Origin of the sequence: Streptomyces bottropensis ATCC 25435 (genome assembly GCF_000383595.1) — a bacterium.
In the GTDB taxonomy this organism is placed as follows: Bacteria; Actinomycetota; Actinomycetes; order Streptomycetales; family Streptomycetaceae; genus Streptomyces; species Streptomyces bottropensis.
The window spans coordinates 2,834,629-2,853,036 of record NZ_KB911581.1; the positions used below are offsets into that span (position 1 = coordinate 2,834,629).

Genomic DNA, 18,408 nt, shown 5'->3' on the forward strand with positions numbered 1-18,408 from the left:
CGTCCCGGGGGTGTCCGGGGGCCGCGGCGGTGAGAGTTGTCCACAGGTCTGCCACGGATCGGCGCGACCGCGTACGGTTTCGAGCCATGAAGATCCTCATCAGCGCCGACATGGAGGGCGCCACCGGTGTCACCTGGCCGGCCGACGTGCTGCCGGGGACACCGCAGTGGGAGCGGTGTCGTGCGATGTTCACCTCGGACGTGAACGCCGCCGTGCTCGGCTTCCTCGACGGCGGCGCCGACGAGGTGCTGATCAACGAGGCGCACTGGACCATGCGCAATCTGCTGCTGGAGGAGCTGGACGAGCGCGCGCAGATGCTGACCGGCCGGCACAAGGCGCTGTCCATGGTGGAGGGCGTGCAGCACGGCGACGTGGACGGCATCGCCTTCGTGGGCTACCACGCGGGCGCCGGTATGGAGGGCGTCCTCGCCCACACCTACCTCGCCAACTCGATCACCGGCGTGTGGGTGAACGAGGAGCGGGCCAGCGAGGGGCTGCTCAACTCGCATGTCGTGGCCGAGTACGGGGTACCGGTGGTGCTGGTGACTGGCGACGACGTGGCGTGCGAGGACGCCCTCGGGTATGCGCCCGAGGCGCTCAAAGTGGCGGTCAAGGACCATGTTTCGCGGTACGCGGCGGTGTGCCGCACCCCGGCGAGAACGGCCGCCGACATCCGCGCGGCGGCGAAGGAGGCCGCCTCGCTCGCCGTGCGGCACACACCCGTCAGGGGCGGCCCGTTCACCGTGGCGCTGGAGTTCGACGCCGAGCACCTGGCGATGGCCGCGACGGTCGTACCGGGTGTGACCCGTACCGGTGAACGCAAGGTCGCGTACACCAGCCCGACCATGTACGAGGGAATCCGCACGTTCAAGGCGGTCACCACGATCGTCTCTGCCGCGGTGGAGGAGACATATGGCTGAGTCGGCGAAGCTCCCGGCGGCGGGGACCTCGCAGCTGCAGGCGCTGGACGAGGTCGTCCGTTTCACCTCCGACCTCATCCGCATCGACACCACCAACCGCGGCGGCGGGGACTGCCGGGAGCGGCCCGCCGCCGAGTACACCGCCGCGCTGCTGGCCGAGGCGGGCCTGGAGCCCACACTGCTGGAGCGCACCGAGGGCCGGACCAACGTCGTGGCGCGCATCGAGGGCACCGACCCGTCGGCGGACGCGCTGCTCGTCCACGGTCATCTGGACGTGGTGCCCGCGCAGGCGGCGGACTGGACCGTGCACCCGTTCTCCGGTGAGATCCGCGACGGCGTGGTCTGGGGCCGGGGCGCGGTCGACATGAAGAACATGGACGCGATGATCCTCGCGGTCGCCCGGCACTGGGCGCGCTCGGGCCTCAGGCCCCGCAGGGACGTGGTGATCGCGTTCACCGCCGACGAGGAGGCGAGCGCCGCGGACGGCTCCGGCTTCCTCACCGACGCGCACCCCGCACTCTTCGAGGGCTGCACCGAGGGCATCAGCGAGTCGGGGGCGTTCACCTTCCACGACGGAGCGGGGCGGCAGATCTACCCGATCGCGGCCGGAGAGCGCGGCACCGGCTGGCTGAAGCTCACCGCGCACGGCCGGGCCGGCCACGGCTCCAAGGTGAACCGCACCAACGCGGTGACCCGGCTGGCGGCCGCGATCGCCAGGATCGGCGCGCACGAGTGGCCGCTGCGGCTCACCCCGACCGTCCGCGCGGCCCTCGCCGCACTCGCCGCGCTGTACGGAGTCGAGGCCGACCTCGACGACCCCGGCGGCGTAGACCGGCTCCTCGACAAGCTCGGTCCGGCCGCCGCCCTGGTGGAGGCCACCGTCCGCAACAGCGCCAACCCGACGATGCTGGACGCCGGTTACAAGGTCAACGTGATCCCGGGGGAGGCCGTGGCCCGCGTGGACGGGCGGTACCTCCCCGGTGGCGAGGACGAGTTCCGGCAGACCCTCGACCGGCTCACCGGACCGGACGTGGAATGGGAGTACGAGCACCGGGAGGTGGCCCTCCAGTCGCCGGTGGACTCGGTGACGTACGCCCTGATGCGGGCCGCCGTCGAGGAGTTCGCGCCCGAGGGGCACGTGGTGCCGTACTGCATGCCGGGCGGCACGGACGCCAAGCAGTTCTCGCGCCTCGGCATCACCGGGTATGGCTTCTCGCCGCTGAAGCTGCCCGAGGGCTTCGACTACGCGGCGATGTTCCACGGGGTGGACGAGCGTGTCCCGGTCGAGGCGCTCCACTTCGGCGTCCATGTGCTCGACCGCTTCCTGCGGACGGCCTGAGCGATGACACACGGGGGACCAAGGCAGATGGGGGACAAGGTGCAGACCCTGGCGTACGGTTCGTGGCCCTCGCCGATCGACGCGGCGCTCGCCGCCGCGCACGACGGGCATCCCGAGTTCGTGGGCTTCGTCGGCGACGAGGCGTGGTGGACCGAGCCACGCCCCGCCGAGGGCGGCCGGCGCGCCCTGGTCCGGCGCAGGGCCGACGGCACCCAGGAGTCGGTGCTGCCGGCCCCGTGGGACGTGCGCAGCCGGGTCATGGAGTACGGCGGGCAGCCCTGGACCGGCGTCGTGCGGGACAACGGCCCCCTGGTGGTCTTCGTCAACCACGCCGACCAGCGCCTCTACGGCTTCGCACCGGGTGGCGAGCCCGTCCCGCTCACCCCGGTGTCGACGGTGGGCGGCGGCCTGCGCTGGGCGGACCCGCGCCCGCACCCGGAACGCGACGAGGTGTGGTGCGTCCTGGAGGAGTTCACCGGTGACGGGCCCACCGACGTCCGGCGGGTCGTGGCCGCGGTGCCATTGGACGGCTCGGCGGCCGAGGACCGGCACGCCGTACGCGAACTCACCGACGACCGCCGCCGGTTCGTCACCGGCCCCCGCCTCTCGCCCGACGGCCGCCGTGCCGCGTGGCTGGCCTGGGACCATCCGGCCATGCCGTGGGACGGCACCTCACTGCTGGTCGCCGAGGTGACCGGGGACGGCCTGCTGGGCGAGCCCCGGACCGTCGCGGGCGGCCCGGAGGAGTCGGTCGCGCAGGTCGAGTGGGCGGCCGACGGGACCCTCGTCCATTCCAGCGACACCACCGGCTACTGGAATCTCTACCGGCTCGACCCCGACAGCGGTGACCGCACGGCTCTCTGCGCGCGGGAGGAGGAGTTCGGCGGACCGCTGTGGAAGATCGGCCACCGCTGGTTCGCGCTGCTGGACGGCGGACTCGCCGCCGTGGTGCACGGGCGGGGTGCCACCGCGCTCGGCATCCTCGACCTGGACACGGGGCAGGTCGTCGACGCCGCCGGACCGTGGACCGAGTTCGCCCCGTCGCTCGCCGTGCGCGGCAGCCGGGTCGTCGCCATCGGGGCCAGCCCCCGCAGTGCCTACGAGGTGGTCGAGCTGGACGCGGCCACAGGCGACGCCCGCGTGATCGGGGCCGCGCACGACGACCCGGTCGACCCCGCCTACTACCCCGAACCCCAGATCCGCTCCTTCCTCGGCCCCGCAGGACGCGAGATCCACGCGCACGTCTATCCGCCGCACCACCCCGGCTGTGTCGCCTTCGGCACCGAACTGCCGCCGTACGTGATCTGGGCGCACGGCGGGCCCACCAGCCGGGCGCCCCTGGTCCTCGACCTGGCGATCGCCTACTTCACCTCACGCGGCATCGGGGTGGCGGAGGTCAACTACGGAGGGTCGAGCGGATACGGGCGGGAGTACCGCAACCGGCTGCGCGAGCAGTGGGGGGTCGTGGACGTCGAGGACTGCGCGGCGGTCGCCCTCGCCCTCGCCGACGAGGGCACCGCCGACCGGACCAGGCTCGCCATCAGGGGCGGCAGCGCCGGTGGCTGGACCGCCGCCGTGTCCCTCACCACGACCGACGTCTACGCCTGCGGAACCATCCTGTATCCCGTTCTCGACCTCACGACCTGGGGGTCGGGGGAAACCCACGACTTCGAGTCCCAGTATCTGGAGAGCCTGGTGGGGCCGCTCGCGGAGGAGCCGATGCGGTACGTGGAGCGGTCGCCGAGCGAGCACGCCGACCGGATCACCGCGCCCTTCCTGCTGCTCCAGGGCCTCGACGACGTGATCTGCCGGCCCGCACAGTGCGAGCGCTTCCTGGCCGGGATGGAGGAGCGGCGGGTGCCGCACGCGTACATCGCCTTCGAGGGGGAGGGCCACGGTTTCCGGCGGGCGGAGACGACGGTGCGCGTCCTGGAGGCGGAGCTTTCGCTGTACGCGCAGGTCTTCGGGTTGAATCCTCCGGGTATCCCTACTCTGGAGCTCACCAAGTGACCCCACTGACCCGACCCGCCCGTCTCGCCCCCGGTGCCCGTGTGGCCGTCGTCGCCCCCAGCGGGCCGGTGGCCGAGGAGCGGCTCAGCGCCGGGCTGGACATCCTGCGTGGCTGGGATCTGGACCCCGTCGTCGCCCCGCACACGCTCGACCGGCACCCGGATTTCCCCTACCTCGCCGGTACGGACGCCGACCGGGCCGCCGACCTCCAGGCCGCCTGGTGCGACCCGTCCGTGTCCGCCGTGCTGTGCGCCCGCGGCGGCTACGGCGTGCAGCGCATGGTCGACCTGCTCGACTGGGACGCCATCCGCGCGGCGGGCCCCAAGACACTCGTGGGGTTCAGCGACATCACCGCGCTCCACGAGGCGTTCGCCACCCGTGCCGGGCTGGTCACTCTGCACGGCCCCATGGCGGCGGGCGTCGACTTCATCAAGAACACCCGATCCCAGGAGCATCTGCGCGCCACCCTGTTCGCCCCCGAGACGGTACGCACGATCCGGGCCGCCGAGGGCAGCACCGCCCTGGTGCCCGGCCGCGCCCGGGGCGTCCTCCTCGGCGGCTGCCTCTGCCTGCTCGCCGCCGAACTCGGCAATCCGCACGCCCGCCGGTCCGCCCGGGGGGCCCTGGTGTGTCTGGAGGACGTGGGCGAGGAGACCTACCGCCTGGACCGCTACCTCACCCAGCTGCTCCGCGCGGGCTGGCTCGACGGCGTCGCCGGCATCGTCCTCGGCTCCTGGGCGGAGTGCGAACCGTACGACAAGGTGCGGGCGCTGCTCGTGGACCGGCTCGGCGGGGCCGGGGTGCCGGTGGTGGAGGAGTTCGGTTTCGGGCACGGGGAGGGGGCGCTGACGATCCCGTTCGGGGTGACGGCGGAGCTGGACACCGAGGCGGGGACGCTGACGCTGGACGAGCCGGCGCTGATCTGAAGGCCGCATGCCGAGGCAGCCGGAGGGCTCCCACCGGGCGGGACTCGGCGGCCCGCGTCATCCTTGAGTCATGAGCCCGAAGACATCGGAACGGGTCGGCACGCACCGGCGGAAGCGGTGGGGTGATCTGCTGACACCCGGCAGGGTGGTCGTGGGGCTGCTGGCGGCCCTGGCGCTCGTCTTCATCTTCCAGAACACCCAGAGCACCGAGATCCAGCTGCTGGTCACCGAGGTCAGCATGCCGCTGTGGATGGCGCTGCTGGGGACAGGCCTGGTGGGGGCGGTGTGCGGGGTGTTCTTCATGAGACGGCGCAGGTGACACCTGGCCCGAAGTACCGTGGCGGGGTGTCCGGACATGTTCGTCACCTCATCGCGGGCCCCCGCGTCGCCATCCGGCACTTCACGCCCGAGGACGGCTCCGAGTTCACCGCGCGGGTGCGGGAGAGCAGGGATCTGCACCACCCGTGGCTCTTTCCGCCGGCCACCCCCGCCGCGTACGTGGCGTACGCGGGGCGGCTCATCGAGGATCCGACGAAGGCCGGGTTCCTGGTGTGCGAGCGGGACGGCGGGGGGATCGCCGGCTTCATCAACATCAACAACATCGTGGAGGGCGGCTTCCGCAGCGGAGCCCTCGGCTACGGCGCCTTCGCGCATGCCGCCGGACGGGGGCTCATGGGGGAGGGGCTCGGGCTGGTCATCGATTACGCGTTCGACTTCATGGGGCTGCACCGACTGGAGATCAACGTCCAGCCCGGCAACGCCGCCTCCATCGCGCTGGCCCGGCGCTGCGGGTTCCGGCTGGAGGGGTTCTCGCCGGACTTCCTCTTCATCGACGGGGCGTGGCGGGACCATCAACGATGGGCCCTGACCGTGGAGATGGGGCGCCCGGGACCCGCTCGGGAGTCCTGAGCCGACCGGCCCGCGAGCCGGGGCCCGCGCCCGCCCGCCCCGGGTCTCGTGCCCGGCTGCCACAAGCTCGCCGGCGCGCCGCGGGAGCAGGGCATCGTGCGACGGCGTCTTCGACGAGGGCGCGATCCCCCTCGTACACGCGCAGAGCTTCGGGACACCCGAACCGGGCGGCTTCCGGGTGCACCTGGACGCCGACGTGCTGGACCCGTCCGTCGTGCCCGCCTTCGCCGAACCGGCCCCGCCGGACGCCGGGGCCCCCGGCCGGCACCCACCTCCGTGCACCGAACGGCTAGCCCGTCGCCCGGCGGTCGGCGTACTCGTAGACCGAGCCGTCGGGATGGACCGCGATGAGGTTGCGGCCGACGGGGGTCGGGATCGGGCCGGCCAGCACCTTGGCGCCGGAGGCGGTGAGGATCTGGCCGGCCTCGTCGACGTCGTCGACGGCGAGGGTGGCGGTGACCTTCCGCAGGACCTCCAGCTCGGACTCCGGGCCGCTCATCAGCAGGAAGCAGCCGACGGCGGCCACCTGGACGCCACCGCGTTCGAAACGCATCGCCGGTCCGCCCGAGAGTCTCTCGTAGAACGGGACCGCCGCTTCCAGGTCGTCGACGCAGATGCGGAGCGTGGTACCGAGAATCTCCATGCGGACGAGCCTAGTTGGGGCCGGACGGCGACGGTGATCGAAACGCGGGATCACCGCACGCGTGTCCGCGCCGCTCGCGTGCGCAGTGCCGTGTGCCGCGTTACGGGCGTAGGGGGCCGGGTACTCGGCCGTGATGGACCGCTTGGATCATCTGGAACATCTGGACAGGCACCTGGTCGACGAGTTGGCGCAGGTGGCCCGCGAGACCATCCGTGAGGAGCTGCGGCAGCAGACCCGTAAGCAGCGGCGCAAGGCGGCGCTGTACGCGGCGTCCGGGGCGCTCGCCCTGTACGCGGGTGCCGCCGTGGCGCTGGCCGTCGGGCTGGCGCTCTGTCTGGTCCTGCCCGACTGGGCCGCCGCCCTGATCACCGCCGTGGTGCTCGGTGTGGCCGCGTACCTGCTCAGGGGCGCGGCGCGGCCCTCGGCGGACCGTGACGGGGCCGTCGGCGGTACGGCGCCGGGGACACCCCCGGGCGGCCAGGGACCGGCCGGGTATCCGCCGCCTCCGCCCGTCGCACCCGGTGTCGGGACCGCGACCGACAGCGTGACCGAGGCCGCGGGCGCAGCCGCGTCCACAGGTGCGGACTACGAGGACCGGCGCCACCGTGGCCTGTGAGTCAGTCCCTGTGAGTCAGGGTGAGTCCCTGTGAGTCGGGGCCACCGAAAAGCCGGTACACGCACATACGGCGGGGCCGGGACGTCACGACCGTCCCGGCCCCGCCGCACGTGCTCGCCCGAACCCGCTCAGCGCGGGAGTCGCGGCAGCACCTTCGTGCGGTAGAAGTCGAAGAAACCGCGCTGGTCCGGGCCGATCTGGCTGACGTAGACACGGTCGAAGCCGGCGTCGGCGAACGCCCGCAGCTCGGCGACATGTTCGTCGACGTCGTCGCCGCAGACCGTGTTCTCGCCGACCATCTGCTCGGTGACCAGCGGTTCCAGCTGCTCGAAGTGGCTCGGGGTGGGCAGGATCTGGCCCATCTCGCCGGGCAGGAGCTGACTCGACCAGAGGTGGCGGACGAGGCGGACGGCCGCGTCACGGTCGGTACCCCAGCACACCTTCGTCCCGCCGCTGACCGGGTTCGCGCCCCCGCCGCCCTTGCGGTACCGCGTGACCAGCTCCTCGTCGGGGCCCATGGTGATGAAGCCGTCGCCGACGCGGGCGGCGAGCGCGGTGGCCTTGGGGCCGAAGCCGGAGATGTCGATCGGGACGGGCTGGTCCGGGAGCGTGTACAGGCGGGCGTTCTCCACGGTGAAGTGGGGGCCGCGATGGGTGACCTCCTCGCCGGTGAACAGCCGCCGCATCACCTGGACCGACTCCTCCAGCATCTCCAGGCGGACGTCCGCCGAGGGCCAACGGGTGCCGAGGATGTGCTCGTTGAGCGCCTCGCCCGAGCCGATGCCGAGACGGAACCGGCCACCGGTCAGCACCGCGCTGGTCGCCGCCGCCTGCGCGACGATCGCCGGGTGGATCCGCACGGTCGGACAGGTCACCGCCGTCTCGATGGGCAGCGACACGGCCTCGGAGAGCGCCCCGATCACCGACCACACGAACGGGCTCTGGCCCTGGGCGTCGTTCCACGGGTGGAAGTGGTCCGAGATCCACAGGCAGTCGAACCCGGCCTGTTCGGCCATCCTCGCCTGCTCGATCAGCTCCGCGGGACCGAACTCCTCGGTCGCCAAGAAGTATCCGTACTCGGGCATGGGGGGTACCTCCGCGACATTCTGCGATCGGGTTGGGGTCGGGTCGCGTTCCGGGTACCCGGGGGCCCGGGCGGAAACCCGTGGACGGGCGGGGCCCAGGCGGTTTGGGCACCCTGACCAGGGGGACGCGGAAGGTTCGCACGCCACAGGAACCGACCCGTACGTCTTGAGGACGCTGAGGACTCCGTATGCGCGACCCCGCCGGAGGCGAACCCGTGAGTCGACCCCGCATCGTGATCGTCGGTGCCGGCTTCGCCGGCTACCGGACGGCCCGCACCCTCGCGCGGCTGACCCGGAACAAGGCCGACATCACTCTGCTCAACCCGACCGACTACTTCCTGTATCTGCCCCTGCTGCCCCAGGTCGCCGCCGGTGTCCTGGAGCCACGCCGGGTGACCGTCTCCCTCACCGGCACCCTGCGTCATGTGCGCCTGGTGCTCGGGGAGGCCGAGGACATCGATCTCGACGCGCGCACCGTGCGGTACACCGACCCCGAGGGCGGGACCGGCACGCTGACCTACGACCGGCTGGTGCTCGCGGCCGGCAGCGTGAACAAACTGCTGCCGATCCCGGGTGTCGCCGAGCACGCCCACGGTTTCCGGGGACTGCCCGAGGCGCTGTATCTCCGGGACCACGTGACCCGGCAGGTGGAGCTGGCGGCCGGCAGCCAGGACCCCGAGAGCTGCCGCGCACGCTGCACCTTCGTGGTGGTCGGGGCCGGCTACACCGGGACCGAGGTCGCCGCCCAGGGCCAGATGTTCACCGACGCACTGGTCCGGCAACAGCCGCTGCGGGACGGCGTACGGCCGCGCTGGATGCTGCTCGACATCGCGAAACGGGTGCTGCCCGAGATGGACGAGAAGCTGTCGCGGACCGCCGGCAAGGTGCTGCGGCAGCGGGGCGTCGACGTGCGGATGGAGACCTCCGTGAAGGAGGCCACGCAGGACGGAGTGCTGCTGAGCGACGGGGAGTTCGTCGACACCCGCACCCTGGTGTGGTGCGTGGGCGTACGGCCCGATCCGCTCGCCGAGTCGCTGGGGCTGCCGATGGAGCGCGGCCGGCTGCTGGTGGACCCCACGCTGCAGGTGCCCGGCAGGCCCGAGGTGTTCGCCTGCGGGGACGCGGCCGCCGTGCCCGATCTGACCAAGCCCGGCCAGTACACCCCGATGACCGCGCAACACGCGTGGCGGCAGGGCAAGGTGGCCGCGCTCAACGTCGCCGCCTCCCTCGGCCGCGGCGAACCGAAGCCCTACCGCCACAGCGACCTGGGCTTCGTCGTGGACCTCGGCGGCGTCAAGGCCGCCGCCAACCCCCTCGGCGTACCGCTGTCCGGCCTCGCCGCCGGCGCCGTCACCCGCGGATACCACCTCGCCGCCATGCCCGGCAATCGCGTCCGCGTCGCCGCCGACTGGTTCCTGGACGCCGTACTGCCGCGCCAGGGCGTCCAGTTGGGGCTCGTCCGATCCTGGTCGGTCCCCCTGGACACGGCGTCACCGGAGCTGGCGAGGATGCCGGGAGGGCGGTCGAGCACGGACGCCGACCGGGCCTCCGCGAAATCGCCCCAGCCCGCCGAACGTTCGGAAGGAGCGTCATGAACAGCCGTCGACTCAGCGAGCTGGCACAGCAGTTGAGGGTGGACAGTGTGCGCGCGTCCGGCGCCGCGGGCTCCGGGCACCCGACCTCGTCCATGTCGGCCGCCGAACTGATGGCGGTGCTGCTCGCCAAGCATCTGCGCTACGACTTCGAACGCCCCCAGCACCCCGCCAACGACCGTTTCGTGCTCTCCAAGGGACACGCCTCGCCCCTGCTGTACTCCGCGTACAAGGCGGCCGGCGCGATCAGCGAGACCGAGCTGATGACCTACCGCAAGCTGGGCAGCCGGCTCGAAGGGCACCCCACGCCCCGGCGGCTGCCGTGGGTGGAGACGGCCACCGGCTCGCTCGGCCAGGGCCTGCCCGTCGGCGTCGGCATCGCGCTGGCCGGGAAGCGGCTGGACCGTACCGGCTACCGGGTGTGGGTGCTGTGCGGCGACAGCGAACTCGCCGAGGGCTCGGTGTGGGAGGCCGCCGAGCACGCCTCGTACGAGCATCTGGACAATCTGACGGCGATCGTGGACGTCAACCGGCTCGGACAGCGCGGACCCACCCGGCACGGACACGACCTGGACGCCTACGCCCGCCGCTTCGCCGCCTTCGGCTGGCACACCATCGAGATCGACGGACACGACGTGGACGCCGTCGACCGGGCGTACGCCGAGGCCGAATCGACCAAGGGGCAGCCCACGGTGATCCTCGCCCGCACCCTCAAGGGCAAGGGCGTCGAGGCAGTCCAGGACCGCGAGGGCCTGCACGGCAAGCCCCTCAAGGACGCCGACGAAGCGATCGCGGAACTCGGCGGCGTACGCGACCTGCGCGTCGAGGTCCGCCAGCCTCCCGCCGCCCGGATGCTGCACGCCGTACGGACCGGGCACCTGGAGCTGCCGCGCTTCGAGGTCGGCGAGGAGGTCGCCACCCGGGACGCCTTCGGACAGGCGCTCGCCGCGCTGGGCGACGCGCGCGGCGACATCGTCGCCCTGGACGGCGAGGTCGGCGACTCCACACGCGCCGAGTTCTTCGCCAAGGAACACCCCGAGCGGTTCTTCGAGTGCTACATCGCCGAACAGCAGCTGGTGGCCGCCGGGGTCGGTCTCGCGGCGCGCGGCTGGGTGCCGTACATCTCCACGTTCGCGGCGTTCCTCAGCCGGGCCCACGACTTCGTCCGCATGGCGGCGGTCAGCGGGTCCGGGCTCAACCTCGTCGGCTCCCACGCCGGGTCCGCCATCGGCCAGGACGGGCCCTCGCAGATGGGTCTGGAGGACCTGGCGATGATGCGGGCCGTGCACGACTCGACGGTGCTGTACCCGTGCGACGCCAACCAGACCGCCAAGCTGGTCTCCACGATGGCCGGTCTCGAAGGCATCCGTTATCTGCGCACGTCCCGCGGCGCCCTGCCCGTCCTCTACAGCCCCACCGAGGAGTTCCCCGTCGGCGGCAGCAAGGTGCTGCGCGCCTCGGACACCGACCGGCTGACGGTCGTCGCCGCCGGGGTCACCGTCCACGAGGCCCTCAAGGCCGCCGAGGCGCTGGACGCCGAGGGCATCCAGGTCCGGGTGATCGACCTCTACTCGGTCAAGCCCGTGGACCGCCGCACCCTGCGCGAGGCCGCCGAACGCACCGGCTGCATCCTCACCGTCGAGGACCACCACGAGGAGGGCGGCCTCGGGGACGCGGTCCTCGACGCCTTCCTCGACGGCCGCCCGGTGCCCCGCCTGGTGCGCCTGGCCGTCCGTACGATGCCGGGCTCGGCCTCCCCCGAGGAGCAGCTGCGCGAGGCGGGCGTCGACGCGGAGGCGATCGCGGTGGCCGGGCGGCTGCTGGTGGAGCACGCGATCGCGTCCTGAACCCGGTGTCCACAGAAGGGAGTCGGTGATGGGGGACACGCACCCGATGCGGGTCGGCCGCCGGACCGTCGAGATCCACCGGCCGGACAAAGTGCTGTTCCCCGCCGACGCGGACGGCGGCGGCAAGGAGTACACCAAGGGCGATCTCGTCGCCTACCACCGGGCCGTCGCCCCCTTCATGCTGCCCCATCTGCGCGGGCGCCCGCTGATGCTGGAACGGCACCCCGACGGCGTCGACGGGCCCATGTTCATGCAGAAGAACACCCCCGAGCACTACCCGGACTGGATCGAACGCGTGGAGGTGCCCAAGGAGGGCGGCACGGTCGTCCACCCCGTGTGCGAGGACGCGGCCACCCTCGTCTACCTCGCCGACCAGGCCTGTCTCACCCTGCACCGCTGGCTCTCCCGGACCGGCGGCATCGACCGGCCCGACCGGCTGGTCTTCGACCTCGACCCGGCGGTGGACGACTTCGCCGAGGTCCGGGACGCGGCCGGACGGGTACGGGAGTTGCTCGACGAGCTGGGACTGCCGTCCGTGCCGATGACCACCGGCTCCAAGGGCCTTCACGTCGTCGTACCGGTGAACGGGCACGACGACTTCGACGAGGTCCGCGCCTTCGCCGCCGAGGTCGCCGGAGAACTGGTCCGCGCCCACCCCGAGCGGCTCACCACCGAGGCCCGCAAGAAGGACCGCGGCGACCGGCTCTATCTCGACATCCAGCGCAACGCCTACGCCCAGACCGCCGTCGCCCCCTACTCCGTGCGCGCCCGGCCCGGCGCGCCCGTGGCCACCCCCCTGACCTGGGAACAGCTCGACGACCCCGCGGTCGGCGCCCGCCACTGGACCCTCGCGGACGCCGTCGAGCAGGCCCGCACCAACCCCTGGGCGGGGGCGATGAGCAGGGGCCGGGCGCTGGGGCCGGCCCGGCGGCGGCTCGCGGCGCGGCGCCGCTGAGACCGGAGGCGACGGCGCGCGGCACCCGGGAAATGTTTGGCCAACGGACGTGGGGCCACTCGGTGTTCGAGGTGGCCATGTCGAACACATCCAACACATCCAACACATCGAAGACACAGAGTTCACGGAAGTCCCGAGAACCGGACGAAACGGACGAGGTGCAGGAGTCGGAAGAGGCGCAGGATACGGAGGAGGCGCACGAGCCGGCGGACGACCGGCCCAGCCCCATGCAGGTACTGCGCCATGCGCGGACCCAGCTCGCGGAGCTGACCGGCATGGCGCCCGAGTCCGTGTCGTCGTTCGAGCAGACCGAGGGCGGCTGGACGCTGGAGGTCGAGGTCCTGGAGATCGCCAGGGTCCCCGACACGATGAGCCTGCTCGCGAGCTATCGCGTGGAGCTGGACCCCCGGGGCGAGCTCACCGGCTACCGGCGCGTCCGCCGCTACGAGCGCGGCAGGGCCGACCCGCATCGCCGGTAGGCCCTCGTCGCGCCCGGGCGGTCCGCGCCCGGGACCCACCGTCCGTGGACGAGATCCACACAGACATTCACAGGCACGTTCCCTATGCGAGGAGGATCGGCCGGCATGACCGTAGTACCGGCACAGCAGTCCGGCGGCGGAGGCGGCAGCAGCGGCCTGTACGACGTCCTGGAACTCATTCTCGACAGGGGGCTCGTCATCGACGCCTTCATACGAGTCTCCCTGGTGGGCATCGAGATCCTGAAGATCGACGTCCGGGTCGTCGTCGCCAGCGTCGACACCTATCTGCGCTTCGCGGAGGCGTGCAACCGGCTCGACCTGGAGGCCGGGCCGCGCAAGAACCCCGGCCTGCCGGACCTCGTCGGTGAGATGACCGAGTCCGGCGCGCGCGGCAAGTCCAAGGGGGCGCTGTCCGGCGCCGCCGAGACGATCTCCGACGCGTTCAAGCAGTCCCGCGAGGAGAGCCAGTCCGAGCCGCGCCCGCGGGCCCGCAGGACCACGAGCTCGCGCAAGAAGGAGGAGCAGGAGTGAGCACGTACGTCTACGGCATCACCGCCGGCTCACATCCCGCCCTCCCCGAGGGCATGGGCGGCGTGGGCGACCCCGCCCGCCCGGTGCGCATCCTCAGGGAGGGCGAGCTGGCGGCGATCGTCAGCGAGGCCCCCGAGGGGCTGCGGCCCAAGCGCAAGGACCTGCTCGCCCACCAGAACGTCCTGAGCGAGGCGGGCGCGGGCGGCTCCCTGCTGCCCATGCGCTTCGGGAGCGTCGCACCGGACGACGCGTCCGTCACCGCGGTGCTCGCCGAACGTGCGAAGCACTACCTGGAGCGGCTCGGCGCCCTCGACGGCAAGGTCGAGTACAACGTGAAGGCCAGCCACGACGAAGAGGCCGTGCTGCACCGCGTGATGGGGGAGAACCCCGAGCTGCGCGCCATGACCGAGGCCAACCGGCAGGCGGGCGGCGGCACCTACGAGGACCGGCTGCGGCTCGGCGAGATGGTCGTCGCCGCGGTGCAGGCCCGTGAGGCGGAGGACGCGGCGGAGCTGCGGCGGACGCTGGAGCCGGCCGCGGAGGACGTCAGCGCGGGCCCCGACTCCACCGGCTGGCTGGCCAATCTGTCGTTCCTCGTGGACCGGGAGTCGTCCGCGGCGTTCCTCGACGCCGTGGAGGAGGTCCGCAAGAGCCATCCGCACCTGGAGGTGCGGGTGAACGGGCCGCTGCCGCCGTACAGCTTCGTCGAACCGGCGCCCGCGCAACCCGCGGAGACCACGCACTGACAGCGCGTTCCGCATATGTCCACGGCGCGCCGCAGGCACGGCGTTCCCAGGCCGAGGAGGCGAGTACATGGGACTGATCACCGAGGTGCTGCTGCTGCCGTTCGCACCGGTACGCGGCAGCCTCTGGACGGTGCGACAGGTGCTCACCGAGGCCGAGCGCCAGTACTACGACCCGGCGGCCGTCCGAGCCGATCTCGCCCGCCTCGAGCAACGGCTGGAGGCGGGCGAGATCGACGAGGAGGAGTTCGACCGTCTGGAGGACGAACTGCTGGACCGGCTGGAGATCAGCACTCAGAGAAGCACAGGAACCGGCAACGGGACGACACAATGAATCGAATCGGGCTTGGCCTCGCCGTAGGGGCCGGATACGTCCTCGGACGTACGAAGAAGATGAAACTCGCGTTCGCGGTCGGCACCATGGTGGCCGGCAAGCGGATGCAGCTGAGCCCGCGGGCGATCGCGGACCTGGTCTCGCAGCAACTCCAGAACAACCCGCAGTTCAAGGAGATCGGCGACCAGCTGCGCGGGGACCTGCGCGGTGTCGGCAAGGCGGCCACCGGGGCGCTGGTCGAGCGGCAGATCGAGGGGCTCGCCAGCCGGTTGCACGGACGCACCTCGCAGGTGCGCGACCAGCTCGCGGGCGTGGCGCCGGATCTGCCGGGACGCGGCGGGAAGGACGACGACGCGTACGAGGAGGACGAGTCCTCCGACGACGAGCGCGCCGACGCGCGTGACGAGGACGAGGAGGAACCGCAGGAGGAGCCCTCGCGCAAGCGCCCGGCGAAGAAGTCCTCGCCCCGGGCGGAGGGCAAGCCGGCCGCGAAGAAGGCGGCTCCCGCGAAGAAGACCGCCGCTCCCGCGCGCAAGACCGCGAGCAAGAGGACGGCGGCGAAGAAGTCCGCCCCCGGCAAGGCCCCGGCCAAGAAGGCCGCGCGCAGGGCCACCGGGTCGCGGGCCACGAGGGGAGGCGGAGACGATGACTGAGACCCTCGGAGCATCGAACGGACGCGCGACGGACCGCGTGAAGGACGCCACGAAGAGCAACCCGCTCACCGAGGTGGTGCACGGCGAGGCCGTCGACCGCCTCAAGGAGGAGGCCCGGGAGTACCTGGCCGCCCAGGCCCAGCGGATCCTGGTCGGCGCCGGGCGCAAACTCGGCGAGACCACCGGCAAGCTCAACGACATCGCCGAGGGCAACAGCCCCGGCTTCGCCAAGCTCGCCCTCGACGGCGGCCGCAAGCTCGCCGAGGGCAAGGGGCCGCTGCGCTCCGCCCTGGAGGTGGGCGCGGGCCGTGCCAAGGACAACGTGCTCGGCGCGCTGAAGGGCCTCGGCGGCAAGGGCAAGCGCAAGGGCGGCTCGGGCAACAAGCCCACGGTGATCATCGAGTCCATCGACGTCGGGGTGCCGGTGCGCACCGCGTACGACCAGTGGACCCAGTTCCAGAGCTTCAGCACCTTCGCCAAGGGTGTGAAGAGCGCCAACCAGGCCGACGAGACGCACTCCGACTGGCAGATGAAGATCTTCTGGTCCAGCCGGAGCTGGAAGGCCCACACCACCGAACAGGTGCCCGACCAGCGGATCACCTGGACGTCGGAGGGCGCCAAGGGCACCACGAAGGGCGCCGTCACCTTCCACTCGCTGGGGGACAACCTCACCCGGGTGCTGCTGGTCCTGGAGTACTACCCGAAGGGTCTCTTCGAGAAGACCGGCAACATCTGGCGCGCCCAGGGCCGGCGGGCCCGGCTCGACCTCAAGAACTTCGCCCGCTTCATCACCCTCCGTGGTGAGGCCGAGGACGGCTGGCGCGGCGAGATCCGCGACGGTGAGGTCACCGTCAGCCACGAGGACGCCCTCGCGGAGGAGGAGCGGGACCAGCAGGACGACGAGGGGCCGGAGGACGAGTCGCCGGAGGACGACGAGGCCGAGGCCGAGTACGCGGACGACGAGCCGGAGCCGGACGAGGACGAGCCCCGCGACCTCGACGAGAGGGACGAGGTCGACGAGCCGGACGAGACCGACGAGACCGCGGAGTACGACGAGGAGGACGACGAGGGCGAGCCGGAGGACGCGGACGAGGTCCCCGAGGACGAGTACGAGGAGGTTCCCGAGGCGGAGGACGACGCCGAGGAGGACATCGAGGAGGAACCGTACGAGGATGAGGTCGAGGAACCGGCCCCCGCGGGCAGGGGCCGTCGATGACGTTCCCGAGCCGGGTACCGGAGCCGTACGGCCAGAGCGGCGCGAGCGCCAATCTGGCCGACATCCTGGAGCGTGTACTCGACAAAGGTGTGGTGATCGCGGGTGACATCCGCATCAACCTGCTCGACATCGAACTGCTCACCATCAAGCTGCGCCTGATCGTCGCCTCCGTCGACAAGGCCAAGGAGATGGGGATCGACTGGTGGGAGTCCGACCCGGCGCTGTCGTCCAACGCCCGCCGCGACGAACTCTCCCGAGAGAACGCCGAGTTGCGCGCCCGGCTCGCGGAGCTGGACGAGGGCGGGTACCGGCGGGAGCCGGAGCCGGCCGTCGAGCGCGGCCGCGCCAGAGAGGAGCCCACATGACCGGTCTGCGGTACGTGTACGCCGTCTGCCGCCCCTTCGACGCGGCGCTCCAGTCCCAGCTCACCGGGGTCGCGGGCGCGCCGCCCCGGCAACTGCGCCACCACGACCTGATCGCCGTCGTCAGCGAGGTGCCCGAGAGCGATTTCGCGGAGCAGCCGCTGCGCGCCCATCTGGAGGACCTGGACTGGCTGACCGAGACCGCCCGCGCGCACCAGAGCGTGATCGACGCCCTCACCGTCGTCACCACGCCCCTGCCGCTCCGGCTCGGCACCGTCTTCCGCGACGACAGTGGCGTCCGGGTGATGCTGGAGGCCCGCGAGGCGGGCTTCCAGCGGACCCTGGACCGGCTGGCGGGCCGCGTGGAGTGGGGCGTCAAGGTGTACGCGGAGTCCGAGGAGCAGGAGCGGCCCCAGGAACCCGCGAAGGTCGCCAGCGGGCGCGACTATCTGCGGCAGCGGCGGCGGAGCCATCGGGCCCACGAGGAGATGTGGGAGAACGCCGACCGGTTCGCGCGCGCCCTGCACGGCACCCTCTCGGCCTTCGCCGAGGACACCCGGCTGCACGCCCCGCAGAATTCCGCGCTCTCCGGCGCTCCGGGACGCAATGTGCTGAACGCGGCCTATCTGGTGCCGCGCGCCCATTCCGAGGAGTTCGTGGAACTCGTGGACCGCACGAAGGGCGAGGAACCGGGACTGCGGGTGGAACTCACCGGGCCGTGGGCGGCCTATTCCTTCAGCGGAGAGAGCGCGGAGAACCCGGAGGACACCCCGTGACCGTGATCGAACGCCGGGAGGTCGCCCTGGTGGACCTCCTCGACCGGCTGCTCGCCGGCGGGGTCGTGATCACCGGCGACCTCACTCTGCGTATCGCGGACGTCGATCTCGTCCGCATCGACCTGAACGCACTGATCAGCTCCGTGAACGAGCAGGTCCCGTCCCCCTGGGGAGGCATCGAGTGACCGGCCGCAACCGCGTCGAACTGGAGCCCGACACGGTGGAGAGGGACCTGGTCAAGCTGGTCCTGACCGTCGTCGAACTGCTCCGTCAGCTCATGGAGCGGCAGGCGCTGCGCCGTTTCGACACCGGGGAGCTGTCGGAGGACCAGGAGGAGCGGATCGGGCTCACGCTGATGCTGCTCGACGACCGGATGACCGAGCTGCGCGAGCGCTACGGCCTGCGGCCCGAGGACCTCAATCTGGACCTCGGGCCGCTCGGACCGTTGCTCCCGCGGGAATGAACGGACCGT

At 72.0% G+C, this 18,408-nt stretch carries 22 protein-coding genes; 20 read left to right on the forward strand and 2 right to left on the reverse strand.

Going from position 1 to position 18,408, the window contains the following annotated elements; translation table 11 throughout:
* The first annotated feature begins 86 nt into the window (after positions 1-86).
* The 6 genes from STRBO_RS0112395 (at position 87) to STRBO_RS0112420 (ending at position 6,104) form a co-directional block, all read left to right on the forward strand.
* A complete protein-coding gene (locus STRBO_RS0112395; RefSeq protein ID WP_005482343.1) occupies positions 87-920 on the forward strand; it encodes a M55 family metallopeptidase in 834 nt (277 codons plus the stop codon).
* The gene (locus tag STRBO_RS0112400; protein ID WP_005482346.1) at positions 913-2,259 is read left to right on the forward strand and encodes a M20/M25/M40 family metallo-hydrolase; all 1,347 of its coding nucleotides are present in this window, start codon (positions 913-915) and stop codon (positions 2,257-2,259) included. The genes STRBO_RS0112395 and STRBO_RS0112400 overlap by 8 nt, the downstream gene beginning before the upstream one ends.
* 27 nt (positions 2,260-2,286) lie before the next feature.
* Positions 2,287-4,269: a S9 family peptidase gene (locus STRBO_RS0112405; RefSeq protein WP_005482348.1), complete on the forward strand. Its 1,983-nt coding sequence runs from the start codon at positions 2,287-2,289 to the stop codon at positions 4,267-4,269.
* Positions 4,266-5,195 (forward strand): S66 peptidase family protein, encoded by a 930-nt coding sequence (locus tag STRBO_RS0112410; RefSeq protein WP_020114258.1) that lies wholly within the window; start codon positions 4,266-4,268, stop codon positions 5,193-5,195. Before STRBO_RS0112405 ends, STRBO_RS0112410 begins: the two co-directional genes overlap by 4 nt.
* A gap of 70 nt (positions 5,196-5,265) precedes the next feature.
* Complete coding sequence (locus STRBO_RS0112415; protein WP_005482352.1) at positions 5,266-5,514, forward strand: lipopolysaccharide assembly protein LapA domain-containing protein; 249 nt, start codon at positions 5,266-5,268, stop codon at positions 5,512-5,514.
* Positions 5,515-5,540: 26 nt separating this feature from the next.
* Positions 5,541-6,104, forward strand: coding sequence for a GNAT family N-acetyltransferase (locus STRBO_RS0112420; protein WP_005482355.1), 564 nt, complete (start codon positions 5,541-5,543; stop codon positions 6,102-6,104).
* A gap of 289 nt (positions 6,105-6,393) precedes the next feature.
* Here STRBO_RS0112420 and STRBO_RS0112425 read toward each other — a convergent pair whose 3' ends face one another.
* The gene (locus STRBO_RS0112425) at positions 6,394-6,747 is read right to left on the reverse strand and encodes a VOC family protein (RefSeq protein WP_005482356.1); all 354 of its coding nucleotides are present in this window, start codon (positions 6,745-6,747) and stop codon (positions 6,394-6,396) included.
* Between the two features lie 133 nt (positions 6,748-6,880).
* Here STRBO_RS0112425 and STRBO_RS0112430 point away from each other — a divergent pair, with 133 nt between their 5' ends.
* A complete protein-coding gene (locus tag STRBO_RS0112430) occupies positions 6,881-7,363 on the forward strand; it encodes a phage holin family protein (RefSeq protein ID WP_005482357.1) in 483 nt (160 codons plus the stop codon).
* Between the two features lie 128 nt (positions 7,364-7,491).
* Here the strand turns inward: STRBO_RS0112430 and STRBO_RS0112435 are convergent, their stop codons facing one another.
* Entirely contained in the window at positions 7,492-8,448 is a 957-nt protein-coding gene (locus STRBO_RS0112435) for an LLM class F420-dependent oxidoreductase (protein ID WP_005482358.1), read from the reverse strand.
* 215 nt (positions 8,449-8,663) lie between these two features.
* On the opposite strand from STRBO_RS0112435, the gene STRBO_RS0112440 reads away from it, so the two are divergent.
* From STRBO_RS0112440 to STRBO_RS0112500, 13 genes are all read left to right on the forward strand, one after another.
* Positions 8,664-10,043 (forward strand): NAD(P)/FAD-dependent oxidoreductase, encoded by a 1,380-nt coding sequence (locus STRBO_RS0112440; protein WP_425336021.1) that lies wholly within the window; start codon positions 8,664-8,666, stop codon positions 10,041-10,043.
* On the forward strand, positions 10,040-11,887 hold the full coding sequence (locus tag STRBO_RS0112445) for a transketolase (protein ID WP_005482360.1): 1,848 nt from the start codon (positions 10,040-10,042) through the stop codon (positions 11,885-11,887). The genes STRBO_RS0112440 and STRBO_RS0112445 overlap by 4 nt, the downstream gene beginning before the upstream one ends.
* A gap of 28 nt (positions 11,888-11,915) precedes the next feature.
* Positions 11,916-12,842, forward strand: coding sequence for a non-homologous end-joining DNA ligase (gene ligD / locus STRBO_RS0112450; RefSeq protein ID WP_005482361.1), 927 nt, complete (start codon positions 11,916-11,918; stop codon positions 12,840-12,842).
* 77 nt (positions 12,843-12,919) lie between these two features.
* Positions 12,920-13,321, forward strand: a complete 402-nt coding sequence (locus tag STRBO_RS0112455) for a gas vesicle protein GvpO (protein ID WP_037627828.1) — start codon at positions 12,920-12,922, stop codon at positions 13,319-13,321.
* Between the two features lie 105 nt (positions 13,322-13,426).
* A complete protein-coding gene (locus STRBO_RS0112460; protein ID WP_020114260.1) occupies positions 13,427-13,852 on the forward strand; it encodes a gas vesicle structural protein GvpA in 426 nt (141 codons plus the stop codon).
* Positions 13,849-14,598, forward strand: coding sequence for a GvpL/GvpF family gas vesicle protein (locus tag STRBO_RS0112465; RefSeq protein WP_005482364.1), 750 nt, complete (start codon positions 13,849-13,851; stop codon positions 14,596-14,598). The genes STRBO_RS0112460 and STRBO_RS0112465 overlap by 4 nt, the downstream gene beginning before the upstream one ends.
* A 67-nt stretch (positions 14,599-14,665) precedes the next feature.
* Positions 14,666-14,929, forward strand: a complete 264-nt coding sequence (locus STRBO_RS0112470) for a gas vesicle protein GvpG (protein ID WP_005482365.1) — start codon at positions 14,666-14,668, stop codon at positions 14,927-14,929.
* Positions 14,926-15,582, forward strand: a complete 657-nt coding sequence (locus STRBO_RS0112475; RefSeq protein ID WP_005482366.1) for a hypothetical protein — start codon at positions 14,926-14,928, stop codon at positions 15,580-15,582. The genes STRBO_RS0112470 and STRBO_RS0112475 overlap by 4 nt, the downstream gene beginning before the upstream one ends.
* Entirely contained in the window at positions 15,575-16,798 is a 1,224-nt protein-coding gene (locus STRBO_RS0112480; protein ID WP_020114262.1) for an SRPBCC family protein, read from the forward strand. Before STRBO_RS0112475 ends, STRBO_RS0112480 begins: the two co-directional genes overlap by 8 nt.
* Entirely contained in the window at positions 16,795-17,163 is a 369-nt protein-coding gene (locus STRBO_RS0112485; protein WP_005482368.1) for a gas vesicle protein, read from the forward strand. Before STRBO_RS0112480 ends, STRBO_RS0112485 begins: the two co-directional genes overlap by 4 nt.
* Positions 17,160-17,936 carry a GvpL/GvpF family gas vesicle protein gene (locus STRBO_RS0112490; RefSeq protein ID WP_005482369.1) on the forward strand — a complete coding sequence of 259 codons (777 nt, stop codon included), beginning with the start codon at positions 17,160-17,162 and terminating at the stop codon, positions 17,934-17,936. The genes STRBO_RS0112485 and STRBO_RS0112490 overlap by 4 nt, the downstream gene beginning before the upstream one ends.
* A complete protein-coding gene (locus STRBO_RS0112495) occupies positions 17,933-18,121 on the forward strand; it encodes a gas vesicle protein (protein ID WP_005482370.1) in 189 nt (62 codons plus the stop codon). The genes STRBO_RS0112490 and STRBO_RS0112495 overlap by 4 nt, the downstream gene beginning before the upstream one ends.
* On the forward strand, positions 18,118-18,399 hold the full coding sequence (locus STRBO_RS0112500) for a gas vesicle protein K (RefSeq protein WP_005482371.1): 282 nt from the start codon (positions 18,118-18,120) through the stop codon (positions 18,397-18,399). The genes STRBO_RS0112495 and STRBO_RS0112500 overlap by 4 nt, the downstream gene beginning before the upstream one ends.
* The last annotated feature ends 9 nt before the right edge of the window (positions 18,400-18,408 follow it).

Excerpts from the sequence above, each read along its gene's own strand:
- STRBO_RS0112415 (WP_005482352.1), top strand. The coding sequence starts at position 5,266 with ATGAGCCCGAAGACATCGGAACGGGTCGGCACGCACCGGCGGAAGCGG.
- STRBO_RS0112425 (WP_005482356.1), bottom strand. The coding sequence starts at position 6,747 with ATGGAGATTCTCGGTACCACGCTCCGCATCTGCGTCGACGACCTGGAA.
- STRBO_RS0112435 (WP_005482358.1), bottom strand. The coding sequence starts at position 8,448 with ATGCCCGAGTACGGATACTTCTTGGCGACCGAGGAGTTCGGTCCCGCG.
- STRBO_RS0112395 (WP_005482343.1), top strand. The coding sequence starts at position 87 with ATGAAGATCCTCATCAGCGCCGACATGGAGGGCGCCACCGGTGTCACC.
- STRBO_RS0112460 (WP_020114260.1), top strand. The coding sequence starts at position 13,427 with ATGACCGTAGTACCGGCACAGCAGTCCGGCGGCGGAGGCGGCAGCAGC.
- STRBO_RS0112400 (WP_005482346.1), top strand. The coding sequence starts at position 913 with ATGGCTGAGTCGGCGAAGCTCCCGGCGGCGGGGACCTCGCAGCTGCAG.
- STRBO_RS0112485 (WP_005482368.1), top strand. The coding sequence starts at position 16,795 with ATGACGTTCCCGAGCCGGGTACCGGAGCCGTACGGCCAGAGCGGCGCG.
- STRBO_RS0112475 (WP_005482366.1), top strand. The coding sequence starts at position 14,926 with ATGAATCGAATCGGGCTTGGCCTCGCCGTAGGGGCCGGATACGTCCTC.
- STRBO_RS0112430 (WP_005482357.1), top strand. The coding sequence starts at position 6,881 with ATGGACCGCTTGGATCATCTGGAACATCTGGACAGGCACCTGGTCGAC.
- STRBO_RS0112445 (WP_005482360.1), top strand. The coding sequence starts at position 10,040 with ATGAACAGCCGTCGACTCAGCGAGCTGGCACAGCAGTTGAGGGTGGAC.
- STRBO_RS0112455 (WP_037627828.1), top strand. The coding sequence starts at position 12,920 with ATGTCGAACACATCCAACACATCCAACACATCGAAGACACAGAGTTCA.
- ligD (WP_005482361.1), top strand. The coding sequence starts at position 11,916 with ATGGGGGACACGCACCCGATGCGGGTCGGCCGCCGGACCGTCGAGATC.
- STRBO_RS0112405 (WP_005482348.1), top strand. The coding sequence starts at position 2,287 with ATGGGGGACAAGGTGCAGACCCTGGCGTACGGTTCGTGGCCCTCGCCG.
- STRBO_RS0112480 (WP_020114262.1), top strand. The coding sequence starts at position 15,575 with ATGACTGAGACCCTCGGAGCATCGAACGGACGCGCGACGGACCGCGTG.
- STRBO_RS0112470 (WP_005482365.1), top strand. The coding sequence starts at position 14,666 with ATGGGACTGATCACCGAGGTGCTGCTGCTGCCGTTCGCACCGGTACGC.
- STRBO_RS0112490 (WP_005482369.1), top strand. The coding sequence starts at position 17,160 with ATGACCGGTCTGCGGTACGTGTACGCCGTCTGCCGCCCCTTCGACGCG.